The sequence below is a fragment of the uncultured Vagococcus sp. genome (assembly GCF_963518325.1).
In the GTDB taxonomy this organism is placed as follows: domain Bacteria; phylum Bacillota; class Bacilli; order Lactobacillales; family Vagococcaceae; genus Vagococcus_D.
On record NZ_CAUQJB010000014.1, the window covers coordinates 99,897 to 111,900 of the forward strand.

At 40.6% G+C, this 12,004-nt stretch carries 11 protein-coding genes; 10 read left to right on the plus strand and 1 reads right to left on the minus strand.

Translation table 11 applies throughout. The features are described 5' to 3' along the window. Positions 1-6 precede the first annotated feature (6 nt). The 7 genes from citC to RWN13_RS12975 all read left to right on the plus strand — a co-directional run bounded on the left by citC (position 7) and on the right by RWN13_RS12975 (position 7,477). The gene (gene citC / locus RWN13_RS12945) at positions 7-1,017 is read left to right on the plus strand and encodes a [citrate (pro-3S)-lyase] ligase (protein ID WP_314064281.1); all 1,011 of its coding nucleotides are present in this window, start codon (positions 7-9) and stop codon (positions 1,015-1,017) included. Next, on the plus strand, positions 1,007-1,318 hold the full coding sequence (gene citD / locus RWN13_RS12950) for a citrate lyase acyl carrier protein (protein WP_314064246.1): 312 nt from the start codon (positions 1,007-1,009) through the stop codon (positions 1,316-1,318). The genes citC and citD overlap by 11 nt, the downstream gene beginning before the upstream one ends. Further along, on the plus strand, positions 1,306-2,193 hold the full coding sequence (gene citE / locus RWN13_RS12955) for a citrate (pro-3S)-lyase subunit beta (RefSeq protein WP_314064249.1): 888 nt from the start codon (positions 1,306-1,308) through the stop codon (positions 2,191-2,193). The genes citD and citE overlap by 13 nt, the downstream gene beginning before the upstream one ends. After that, the gene (gene citF / locus RWN13_RS12960; RefSeq protein ID WP_314064251.1) at positions 2,194-3,720 is read left to right on the plus strand and encodes a citrate lyase subunit alpha; all 1,527 of its coding nucleotides are present in this window, start codon (positions 2,194-2,196) and stop codon (positions 3,718-3,720) included. Beyond that, positions 3,713-4,255, plus strand: coding sequence for a citrate lyase holo-[acyl-carrier protein] synthase (citX, locus tag RWN13_RS12965; protein WP_314064253.1), 543 nt, complete (start codon positions 3,713-3,715; stop codon positions 4,253-4,255). Before citF ends, citX begins: the two co-directional genes overlap by 8 nt. Continuing rightward, complete coding sequence (locus RWN13_RS12970; protein ID WP_314064255.1) at positions 4,252-5,643, plus strand: oxaloacetate decarboxylase subunit alpha; 1,392 nt, start codon at positions 4,252-4,254, stop codon at positions 5,641-5,643. Before citX ends, RWN13_RS12970 begins: the two co-directional genes overlap by 4 nt. Positions 5,644-5,935: 292 nt before the next feature. Then, positions 5,936-7,477 (plus strand): hypothetical protein, encoded by a 1,542-nt coding sequence (locus RWN13_RS12975; RefSeq protein ID WP_314064257.1) that lies wholly within the window; start codon positions 5,936-5,938, stop codon positions 7,475-7,477. 45 nt (positions 7,478-7,522) lie between these two features. Here the strand turns inward: RWN13_RS12975 and RWN13_RS12980 are convergent, their stop codons facing one another. Further along, the gene (locus RWN13_RS12980) at positions 7,523-8,077 is read right to left on the minus strand and encodes a carbonic anhydrase (protein ID WP_314064260.1); all 555 of its coding nucleotides are present in this window, start codon (positions 8,075-8,077) and stop codon (positions 7,523-7,525) included. A gap of 486 nt (positions 8,078-8,563) precedes the next feature. Here RWN13_RS12980 and RWN13_RS12985 point away from each other — a divergent pair, with 486 nt between their 5' ends. The 3 genes from RWN13_RS12985 (at position 8,564) to RWN13_RS12995 (ending at position 11,708) form a co-directional block, all read left to right on the plus strand. Next, positions 8,564-10,243, plus strand: coding sequence for a LysM peptidoglycan-binding domain-containing protein (locus RWN13_RS12985; protein WP_314064262.1), 1,680 nt, complete (start codon positions 8,564-8,566; stop codon positions 10,241-10,243). A gap of 454 nt (positions 10,244-10,697) precedes the next feature. Then, a complete protein-coding gene (locus RWN13_RS12990; RefSeq protein ID WP_314064264.1) occupies positions 10,698-11,264 on the plus strand; it encodes a hypothetical protein in 567 nt (188 codons plus the stop codon). A 243-nt stretch (positions 11,265-11,507) separates the two neighbouring features. Beyond that, positions 11,508-11,708: a hypothetical protein gene (locus tag RWN13_RS12995; RefSeq protein WP_314064267.1), complete on the plus strand. Its 201-nt coding sequence runs from the start codon at positions 11,508-11,510 to the stop codon at positions 11,706-11,708. Positions 11,709-12,004: the final 296 nt, after the last annotated feature.

The window sequence follows — 12,004 nt, forward strand, 5'->3', positions numbered from 1 at the left end:
GTGATAATAAAACGATTGTGGCTAGATCGAGATCGAGTGGCACACCAATCATGGGTCTCTTTATTAGAGAAAGTTGGTCTTGCCCATGATGAAGAAATCGATTATACGATTGGCATCTATCAAAACGATCAACTAATTGCAACGGGTTCTCTCTATATTAATATATTGAAGTGCTTAGCCATCGATCCAGAGTTTCAACAAGAAAATTTATTAACGAAACTTGTAGATTGCTTAAAGGGCAAGGTGGTAGAAGGGGAAACGCATTACTTCGTTTACACGAAACCCGAGATGATCCCACAATTTAAAGGGCTGGGATTTAATGAAATAGTTCGCACATCTGAGTTGGTTTTCATGGAGCAAGGTGGCCCAGATTTTCAGGATTATATGAGGGAACTGGCATCTTATAAACAACCGACCAAAAAGAATGGCGCCATCGTAATGAACGCCAATCCCTTTACAAATGGCCATCTATATTTAGTGACAGAAGCGGCAAAAGAAAATGAAACGGTCTATGTCTTTGTTGTGTCAGAAGATCGTTCGTTGTTTAAGACCGCGACGAGAATGGCCTTAGTGAAGGAAGGCGTTAAGTATCTCTCCAATGTGGTGGTCTTACCCACGAGGGATTACAGTGTGTCAAGTGCCACTTTCCCCTCATACTTTTTGAAAAATCGAACGCCAAGAGCGATAGCCAGAAGTCAGGCTTTAATGGATGCCCACTTATTTAAGGAACGAATCGCTTCCTTTTTAGTTATTGGGAATCGCTATGTAGGGGAGGAGCCCTTTTCACCAGTAACGGCCATTTATAATGAGGCGATGGCGGAGGTCTTTTCCACAGATATTCAGCTGAAAATTTTGCCAAGACAACGGTTTGGTGAGGAAATAATTAGTGCGTCTCTTGTCAGGCGGCTGATGAAAGTGGGAGATCTGGCGTATATTAAACAAATAGTGCCTGTTACGACCTATCAGGAAATTGTCAAACAACAAAAAAAGAATGAGGTGTCTTATTTTGGAAATTAAGCAATTCGCATCGGCTGGGACAACAGAGTCCAGCGATATTTTAATCTCCTTGGCTTGTCACAACCAAGAAGAAATTCTGATTGACTTGGACAGTAATGTGGACAAACAATTTGGAAAGCAAATTCGTCTGCTGATTAAGGAGACTTTAGGAAAATTAGGGGTAACTTCTGCTAAGGTTACAGCCGTTGATAAAGGGGCTTTGGACTGTACCATTGAAGCCCGGACTTTGGCAGTCGCTTATCGAGCAGCAGGGACAAATGGAAAACTGGATTGGCAGGTGATTCATTCATGGAACGATTAAGACGAACGATGATGTTTGTGCCAGGTGCAAATGCGGCGATGCTTCGCGACGCCCCCTTATATGGGGCAGATGCCATTATGTTTGACTTGGAAGATGCGGTTTCGTTAAAAGAGAAGGATACTGCTCGTATCTTGGTCTATCAGGCCCTAAAAACCTTTGACTACTCCTCTGTTGAGACGGTGGTGCGGATAAATGGTCTTGAGACAGTTGGCCGTGAAGATATAGAGGCCATGGTGATTGCAGGAGTAGATGTTATCCGTCTGCCAAAAACCGAAAGGGCTCAGGATATTATAGATGTGGAAGCTGTCATTGCGGAAATGGAAAAATTATATGGAATTCCTCTTGGAACCGTTAAAATGATGGCGGCCATTGAATCGGCAGAAGGGGTCCTAAATGCTCGGGAGATTGCGAAAGCTAGTAAACGTTTAATTGGTATTGCTTTAGGCGCAGAAGATTATGTAACCAATATGAAAACCAGACGTTTCCAAGATGGTCAGGAGCTGTTTTTTGCTCGCAGCACCATTTTACATGCAGCTCGGTCTGCTGGTATAGCTGCCGTCGATACGGTCTACTCAGATGTAGAGAATACTGTTGGTTTCCAAGCTGAGGTGCGGTTAATCAAGCAATTAGGTTTCGACGGTAAGTCGGTCATAAACCCACGCCAAATTCCATTAGTAAACCAGATATATGAACCGACGGCTAAAGAAATTCAACAAGCTAAGGAAGTGATTTGGGCCATTCAAGAAGCGGAAGCCAAGGGGGCAGGTGTTATTGCCCTTAATGGCAAGATGGTGGATAAACCGATTGTTGAGCGTGCGGAGCGAGTTATCGCCTTAGCAAAAGCTGCTCTTTTAATTTCCGAGGAGGACATTTAAATGAAAAATAGTTTAGGCAGAGAGATTCCAGAAGGGTATCATGGCAAACATGGTGGTTTTGCAGGGGAGGGGCTAATCGGGCCTTATCAGGAAAGTTCCCGTTTGATCACTCCTGTCAAGCCTCGCGATCAAAAGCTCTTGGGTAGTATTAGAGAGGCCATTGAAAAGACAGGTTTAAAAGATGGCATGACCATTTCTTTCCACCATCATTTTCGTGAAGGAGATTTTGTGATGAACATGGTTTTAAACGAAATAGCTAAAATGGGAATTAAGAATTTAGCTATTGCGCCCAGTTCAATTGCCAATATCCACGAACCATTGATTGAACATATAAAAAGTGGGGTCATTACCCAGATAACTTCCAGTGGCTTACGGGATAAAGTGGGAGCGGCTATTTCCACTGGCATAATGAAACACCCTGTTATTATACGCTCTCACGGTGGACGTGCTCGAGCCATAGCCACAGGAGACATTAAGATAGATGTGGCATTTTTAGGGGCCCCCAGTTCAGATTGTTACGGTAACGTCAATGGCACCGTAGGAAAGGCCACCTGTGGCTCTTTAGGTTATGCCATGATTGACGCCAAATATGCCAATCAGGTAGTCGCGATTACAGATAGTCTTGTTCCATATCCCAATACGCCAATCAGTATTCCTCAAACGGATGTTGATTTTGTTGTAGAAGTAGAGGCTATTGGAGATCCAGCAGGGATTGCCAAAGGAGCGACGCGTTTTACCAATAATCCTAAGGAATTGTTAATTGCTCAATACGCAGCAAACGTCATCACCCATTCACCCTATTATCAAAATGGTTTTTCCTTTCAAACGGGAACTGGGGGAGCCGCATTAGCAGTGACCCGTTTTCTTAAAGAGAGCATGATCAAAGATGGCATTACAGCTAGTTTTGCTCTTGGAGGCATCACCAATGCTATGGTGGAATTGCTGGAAGAAGGCTTGATTGAACGAATCATAGACGTTCAGGACTTTGATCATCCTTCGGCAGTTTCTTTAGGAGTAAATGTGGCCCATTATGAAATTGATGCTAACATGTATGCCTCACCTCTCAGTAAAGGGTCAGTTATCAATCAATTAGATACAGCTGTCTTGTCGGCGTTGGAAATTGATACAGATTTTAATGTCAATGTCTTGACAGGCTCAGACGGAATTATTAGAGGGGCATCTGGCGGACATTCGGATACCAGTGCTGCTTGTAAGATGAGCGTGGTCATTGCGCCGTTGATTCGAGGTCGCATTCCGACGGTTGTAGAGGCAGTTAATACAGTTGTTACGCCAGGCACTAGTGTTGATGTCCTAGTTACCGAATTAGGGATTGCCATCAACCCTTTGCGTCCAGATTTAGTGGCTCATTTTAAAGGACTTGATGTGCCTCAATACACGATTAAAGAGCTACAAGAGAAAGCTTACGGGATTGTGGGGATTCCAGAAGCGATTGATTATGGTGAACAAGTTGTGGCATTAATCGAATACCGTGACGGCACAATCATCGATGTGGTGCGAAATGTCTAAGGGTTTTTTTAAGGGCCCCACGATTCATCTGAAAGGCATGCTTGAAGCAAGAGAAACGAGAGCTGATCGACAGTATTATCTATTAAATAAGGGCAGGCAACCATTGTTGGCCATGACCTTGAATCTCCCAGGACCTGTTAAAAATAGTCAGGAGATTAAGACCATGACGGAAGGGATTGTCGCGGACTTGGCAGACCTGTTTCCCAAAGAGAGTGGGGTTCTAAGCCTGCTGGAACTTCGTACGGGCCCCGAATATTACCAATTAATCAATGGAGATGGGCTGGCAGTGAAACGTCAACTAGTCAAATTTGAAGAAGAACATCCTTATGGTCGATTATTGGACTTAGATGTTCTAGTCTGGAATGAGGAGAATCAGCGACTTGGGCAAATTAGTCGGAAAGACTTGGGATTACCACCACGTCGTTGCTTTATCTGTAATGAAGAGGCTAAGGTCTGCAGTCGCAGTCGACGGCATTCGGTGAGGGAGATGCAGACAGCCGTTTGCCAATTAATCGAGAAAGGACAGGAAAAATGACTAAACAACTAATGATGACGGAAACCGTCTTACGAGATGGGCAACAAAGTCAAATCGCCACACGAATGACAACAAGTGATATGTTGCCGATTTTGGAAGTGATGGACGAGGCCGGTTATCACGCCATTGAAATGTGGGGAGGGGCAACCTTTGATGCCTGCTTGCGATTTCTAAATGAAGACCCTTGGGAGCGACTTAGGGCAATTCGAAAAGTCGTCAAAAAAACCAAACTACAGATGCTTTTGCGAGGGCAGAATTTACTAGGCTATAAAAATTATCCAGACGATGTTGTTGAGGCATTTGTGAAACAAGCTATCGAAAATGGCATTGACATTCTTCGGATTTTTGATGCATTGAATGACACGAGAAACTTGACAACGGCAATGAATGCCACAAAAAAATATGGTGGACACTGCCAAGCAGCTATCTCCTATACTACTAGTGAGTTTCATACTATCAGCTATTTTGTTGAATTGGCTAAAGAATTAGCTGAGATGGGGGCTGATTCCCTTTGTATCAAAGACATGGCAGGAATTTTAACGCCCGATGATGCTTTCCAGTTGGTGTCAGCCATTAAACAATCAATTGATCTGCCTCTAGAAGTTCACACCCACGCCACTAGTGGAATCGCTGAAATGACCTATCTGAAAGCCGTTGAAGCAGGCGCAGATATTATTGACACTGCCATTTCATCATTTTCAGGAGGGACGAGCCAGCCAGCTACGGAATCAATGGCCCTTGCTTTGGAAACACTAGGTTATGACACCCAGCTTAATTTAAAAAAGCTGGAGACCATTGCGGATTATTTTAATCCTATTCGGGATAAATTTCGTGACAAGGTCTTATTGAATCCGAAGGTCAAAGACACTGAACCAAAAACACTGCTGTATCAGGTCCCAGGAGGCATGTTATCCAATTTGTTGAGCCAACTATCAGAACAAGGCTTAGAGGATAAATATGAATCTGTATTAAAGGAGATCCCACGAGTACGGGCTGATTTAGGCTTTCCACCTTTAGTGACGCCCTTATCCCAGATGGTAGGGACTCAGGCGGTAATGAATGTGATTAGTGGTGAGCGTTACAAACTAGTGCCAACGGAAATCAAAGAGTATGTCAAAGGTCAGTACGGAAAAGCGCCAGTGGCCATTTCTGTTCAGATTAAGCAGCTGATTATTGGCGATGAAGCGGTCATGACCGAACGACCAGCTGATTATTTAAAGCCGGGATTGCCAGAATTTGAAAAGGAAAGTCAGCCCTATGCCAAATCGATTGAAGATGTCCTTTCTTATGGCTTGTTTCCCCAACAAGGAAAAGATTTTTTAGGCAGACGCGAAGATCCCTTCTACGATGTTGTGGAGCAACAAGTGAAGGTTACTATAGAGATCTAAATGATAGGCTGTCGTGCTGGTAGCGGATGCATTTAGAAGACTTTCCTCCTAAAATAAATGTGTGAGACTCACACATTTATTGTGAAAGTAGAAAACCGCGACACTCAAGATGACTTGGGTGTCGCGGTTTTTATGTGTCAACGGTTTTTACTTTGAGAGGATCGCTGGAAAGTGACAGCAAAGGGGAAATGATACGAAATAAAAGAAAACTCTTTCCATTAGCTCGTTTTATTGGTAGAATTCTATTTATCAGAGTTTAAATGAACTTTGTTCTGTATAAGGAGGAATTAGCTTGGTTTTTAGAGGTTTTTTTAGACGTAAAATGAAAAGTAGAGGGTTAATTGATCGTGAGAAAGGAGCTCAAGATTCATTATATGATTGCATTGTTAAGAACATCCAAGAAAACGGAGAACTATCAGAAAAATTTTCATTGCCGAAGCCTATTACTAGTCCTAATATAATCAGTATGGCTGATGGTGCGTTAGATGGTATCCGAGTTTATCACATGGCAGGGGGGGAAGTTCATATTAATGGCTTAACAGAGGTCCTTAAACTTGTTTCTCAAGGAGAATCTGTTAAAGGGGAAGCACAATTAATGACTTTTTTTGCAGCTGAAGAGGCACCTTTAATGTTAAGCTGTATCGATGATTTAGTTCAGTGGGTTATTGAAAATCAACGTCAACTTGATACCAAGGCGCTTTATGAGTTTTCAGCTCAACTTATTGTGAAGAGTTCAGACAAAGAATCGATTAAATTTGCATTAAGCGTATTGGAACTGTTGTATGAGACAGTAGAAAAAGATGATTCACTAAGAAAGGTTATTTTAGAGCTGGCACTGAGTGATGAGTTTTCATTATTTGCTATTTTTATTGTTAGAGAATTTGAAAAGGGTAACCAAGAAGTGATTGAAATCACCAAAAAAGTTCACGGTTGGGGAAGAATCCATGGGATTGATTTTATCGATGCTGATTCTCAGGAAATTCAAAACTGGTTGCTGATGGAAGGGTTCAAAAATAATATACTTTTTGACTATAGTGCCCGTCCTTGCATTGAGAAAGGCCAATTACTGAAGCGCCTTGAGAGGCAAAATATTGATGTTAATCAAGCCGTAGCCATCCATCAATTAATCGGGGGCGCTTTAAGCGACGGACCAGTAGAGGGGCTGATTCACTATGATCAGGGGGAAAACATTCTGACTCATTATTTAGAATGGGCAGGGACGGTGACACCCTCTGTTGAGCTAATCGCAACCTTATTAAGGATAAAGGAGACTGCTTGCGAATGGCCTCATGGTGACAGCTACGTAAGGAAAGTTGAAAAACTGATCCAGCAACCATCCTCGAAAGAGGCTGTTAAGGTGGCCGTTAGCTATGGCCACGGATTTGAGGTTGCTCAAAAATTAAACATCGAGTGTGATAGTGAAATGATGAAAGCCATTCGTGAAGAGTTTGATACCAACTATTATTTAGGGCGTTATTTATTTCAGAAGGAGTTGTTTGTTGATGAGCTAGTCCAGATTTTTGAAGCCGAGATACCTTTAGCAAAAATTGCAACCGGTCCCTCTGATAGCCTGGGATTTGGGCCAGACTATCAACAGTACCAGCAACTTGATTATGTCTTGGGTCATTTAGCACCCTATTCTGGAAAAGGTGAGGGGCTGGTACAGGCAGCTTTGAAGTCCTCGGTCACCCATAATCGCCAGACAGCTCTTGATTTAATAGATGAGTGGTCAAGGAGTGGGGAACCACTCTCGGCAAATATTCTAGCAGGCATTGAGACCTTAAAAAAAACAGAAGTCGTAGAAGAAATTCAAAGTCGATTAAAAAAATTATAACTAAAAGACAATACTCGTGTTTTCGAGTATTGTCTTTTAGTCTATTTAAGCTGGGACATGACGCAATTCACCAGTTTCTGGATTAATGATTAAGCCAAAGACGTTAACATCTTGAGCAACTAAAGGATGTTCTTTGACAATTGAGACACTTGAAAGGACTGATTCTTCCAAGGAGTCAAAGCCAGCTAACCAGCTAAGGACGTCTACATCTAAGTTATCAACTGTTTCTTGAGTGACGCCTCGTTCTTTCATCTTGTCAATTAAGTAAGAATTATCAACGCGAGCCATGCCACATTTTTCATGACCAATAATCACGACATTAGTTACGTTAAAGGCATAGAGTGCCACAAGAATACTTCGCATAGCAGAACCTACCGGACTAAGAACGGTCCCACCGGCATTTTTAATCATTTTAACATCTCCGTTTTTAAGTCCCAAGGCTTCTGGGAGAAGTGTCGTTAGTCGAGTATCCATACAGCTGACAATGACCATGTTTTTATCAGGTAAATTCGAGGTAGCAAATTTTTCGTAGTCTTTATGGGCAACAAACTGTTTGTTGTGTTCCATGATGTCGCTAATGACGTCTTGTTGTTTTGGCATAATTAATTTCCTCCGAGATACTTATTGTTGTAAGTTGTGAATGATAGCCAGTGGCATTATAAAAAATACTACTTAGCCAAGTTCAAACATCTAACAATCATTTTAACATGAGAATAAGATGAGAGGAAATAATTGGATTGAGTGAGGTTGATTATTTATCAATCCGATAAGTGTCAGTTTAACGGTAGAGACGAACAAAAATAAAATGAACCGTTCAGAACTGGCTCCTTTATTGAGCTTTATCTATTCTTCAGTCTATGAGAAAATAAATAGAGATGAAAAAACGAGTCAATGATTGCCAAATATTTCTAAGTAAATAGGGGGTGCTTGGAACTGTCAGTTAATGAATCGAAGGCTGGATTTTAATCGGCCTTTAATCGAAACGATAAATTCTGGTAGATATTTCAAAAAATATAGGTAAAAGGTAAAATTGTCTTATAAAATAGATATGGGTTTGTATACCGAGAGTTGAGGGGGAGAATATAAGTGCCAATTAGAAAATGGGGATTAGTTAGCCTCAGTCATTGTTATGTGAGGCCATCGAGTCAGGATGGGCAAGTGAAACAAGTGATGGCTTTGGATCGATTATCGCTAAGCCAGCCATTCGGTGAAATCGTCGGTTTGATTGGCGGTAAAGGCGCTGGGAAACAAACGCTAATGAAAATTTTAATTGGGGAAATTAAGCCAACGGAAGGGTTGGTATCTGGTGGACCTGATACAGCAGGGTGTTTAGAGTTTCCAGAACAGGGCAGCAAAGAACGAACAGGTGAAGGCTATGCCCAACGAAAATTACGTAAATGGCAAGTATCAAAAAAGAAAATACCAGAATTATTAGCGGAAATACGTAATTTTTCTGAACTTGGAAGTCGTTTCTCTAAAAAGATGAAATATTATTCTCTGGAAGAAAAAATTCAATTAGAAATCAGTATTTTACTTCATGTTGCCCCAAGCTTAATTTATATTGATGAGTCTCTATTAGCGGTCAAAGAGCATTTTTATATAAAAGTTTTTTTCTATTTATTAAAGTTAAAAGAATTGGGCTCAAGCATTTGGATTAAAACAGAAAATATTAGACGAATTGAGGGATACTGTGACAAACTCCTTTGGTTAGAATTTGGACGTTTGCAAAAACATGGTGAAGTCAAAGATGTTTTAAGGAGTTACGATCACTATTACCAACAAATTGATGGATTAAGTTACAAGGAGCAGAAACTCTTTTGGGAGCAAGGGTATCATGAGCAACTTCTGGGAACAAAAGCAGGGGGAAAAAAACAAGAATCCCTTAAATTAGCAAATGGAGGGAAAGAAAGGCCTGAGAAAAAGCAATCATTGAATTCAAATCATGAAGAAGTCATAACACGGGCAGTATCAAGGCGACGTAAGAAACAAGAAATCAAGCCGAAAAAAATCATATGGCTAATTACAATTGGAGGAATAGTGATGATTTTAGGCATTTCGACTTTTTTTGCAATCAGGACTCCAATCTTTAACGGTAGGCAGAGAACGTTACCAGTGACTAAAATGGACAATGAGGTAACCAATCAAACCACAACTAGTACGTCTACAAGTGAGCTACTAGAGACGTCTACAGAAGATATTAAGACAGTTCCTGACGACCAGTCCAAGACATATGTTGTGAAAGCTGGTGATACCTTATCGCAATTGGCTGAAAAGTTGAGGATCAGTGTCCAACAGCTAAAAGAGTGGAATCAGTTAATCAGCGATGAGATTACCCTTGGTCAGGAATTGAACGTCACCCCAAGCCAAGAGAAATCGCGGGAGAACAGAATAGCCACGGCAAATTTTAATCATCTAGTGGTGGCGGGGGACAGTTTATTGGCAATTGCTGAAAAATATGGCATCACGGTGGCGGAGCTACAAGTAGTCAACCAGTTATCGGATTTAACCATCTATTCTGGTACAGAATTGTTATTGCCCGTCACGGCCAAAGTAGTTGTTGACAATCCGCCTCCTGAACAAATCAATCAGACGAATCAAACTGCTAGGGACCAACCGGCGTCAACAACTAAGCAGCATGCCGTGACGCCTGGTGAAACCTTGTATGGCATTGCCAAGCGTTACGGTATTGATGTAATGGAGATTCAACGAATCAATTCGTTACAAACTGAACAACTTGATCCGGGACAACTTCTGATCATACCTTAAGTTGTATCTACTGAGGGTTATGTGAAAGGGGGGAGGAAATCAGAAATTACGTCAACAATCGTCAGTTTCTTAAGTCTTAGTGTCTAGCTAATTCTTAAGAAGTTTTTCTCTTTGTCAGTGACAACTGCTTTAATTTTATATGCCAAATGGGAGCCAGTTAAAGACTATCTAATTAGTTCTAGTCTAGCTTATGTTGTATTTTTAACTATCCTTAAGGGTGGGAGTAAATTAATGATTATGATGAAGAAATACTAAAATTAATAGGTAGGTGATTATCGTGAGGGGATGTGTGTGGCAAAAATAGTAATGCTCTGTGAGGCGGATTCCCTTCGTTTATTGTCGTGAAAATACTTCTTTATTAATAAAGCCTATCATTAGTGAAGTAAAATCTGGTCATTTTGAAAAATTTGAGCTAAAATGAGGATAAAAGAGAGCAAATGGAGGCGCTACAGGAATGATAATAGGCTATACATCTATAATGACGCCAGAAGAAGAACAACAATTACTGGCTTATGGCGTTGATGACATTGTATTCAAAGATCCAGATAAAACAGAGTTAGATTCTTTTAAACAATTTATGGAGTCAAATCGTGCGGAAATAGTTGTTATTGTTAGATTATCCAGCATCGGTGAGAGCATTACGATTGTTCAATTATTAGATTCATTTATCACACTTGCAGCAGAAAACAGAACTCTTCATGTCATGGATCAAGATGTGGAAGAGCGGCTATCTGATCGGCAATTCTTATCGTGTATTATTGCCATTGCCAAATCAAATAAAGCCGCCATTATAAAAAGAACGATTCTAGGGCAAGAGAAAGCCAAAAGTGAAGGGCGTCAAGGTGGACGACCGACGATTAATCCTGAAACAGTTGAGCGAATTCAATATCTCTATTATTCAGAACATTATTCCTTGAAAGAAATATCTGCTGAGTGTAACGTTGCCTTGGCTACAGCTTATAAGTATGTAAATTTATTGCTGACGGAAGATTATCAAGTCCATCCAACCGAAACGCTTTAGGAACGATAGTTTTGGCGAGTTAGACAAAGTATGAAAAGAACCCAATTCGAGTTAAAGTGACATGATGATATGTTGACTTTAATTGAATTAGGTTCTTTTTAAGGCGTAATGTGGCGTTGGATTTGTCCATGGTGATTTCAATGGTTAATCAGTGGCTGTCAATTATTTCAGTCAGTGATGAAATCCTTAAATGTACAGCACTATCAGGGCTTGTTATAGTAGAGGTGAAAGGTGGTGTGTGGTATGAAGGATTATCTCATCAAGATGATTTCTGAAGGAAGGACAATTGTGTTTGTTTTTGATAAGTTCAATTCATTTTCTGCCGATAAGGTAGTGGATGTAATGGAAACAGAGAATGAATTATTAGTAGTTGGTCAGGTAGATTTTAAACGTAAAGCACTCATCAATTTATTGCAAGTGAACTACATAAGAGTTGTTGATTGAGTTGAATCAAACAGGGAACAATTTGATGCCCCTCTTAACCCTTTTTTTGACGAGTTTTAAGAGGGGATGTTTAATATAATGGAAATCTTTCATTTACTTTGATTGTCTAGATAGTATTAACTAATGAGGAGATGATCGAAAAAATCTTATTGATTTCATTGTGTAAAGTTATGTGGCAATTTGTAAAAAATATCCAGTCCCATCATTAGTTGATTTATTGTTATGTTAAAAAAATCAAAACTTCAAAGGTAACGAAGCAGCTGAGGAGAGAAAGCATCACTCATTGACAAAATATC

Bases quoted from the DNA above. Each gene is read 5' to 3' on its own strand.
- citE (WP_314064249.1), top strand. From the start codon at position 1,306: ATGGAACGATTAAGACGAACGATGATGTTTGTGCCAGGTGCAAATGCG.
- citF (WP_314064251.1), top strand. From the start codon at position 2,194: ATGAAAAATAGTTTAGGCAGAGAGATTCCAGAAGGGTATCATGGCAAA.
- citX (WP_314064253.1), top strand. From the start codon at position 3,713: ATGTCTAAGGGTTTTTTTAAGGGCCCCACGATTCATCTGAAAGGCATG.
- RWN13_RS12970 (WP_314064255.1), top strand. From the start codon at position 4,252: ATGACTAAACAACTAATGATGACGGAAACCGTCTTACGAGATGGGCAA.
- RWN13_RS12980 (WP_314064260.1), bottom strand. From the start codon at position 8,077: ATGCCAAAACAACAAGACGTCATTAGCGACATCATGGAACACAACAAA.
- RWN13_RS12990 (WP_314064264.1), top strand. From the start codon at position 10,698: ATGATAATAGGCTATACATCTATAATGACGCCAGAAGAAGAACAACAA.
- RWN13_RS12995 (WP_314064267.1), top strand. From the start codon at position 11,508: ATGAAGGATTATCTCATCAAGATGATTTCTGAAGGAAGGACAATTGTG.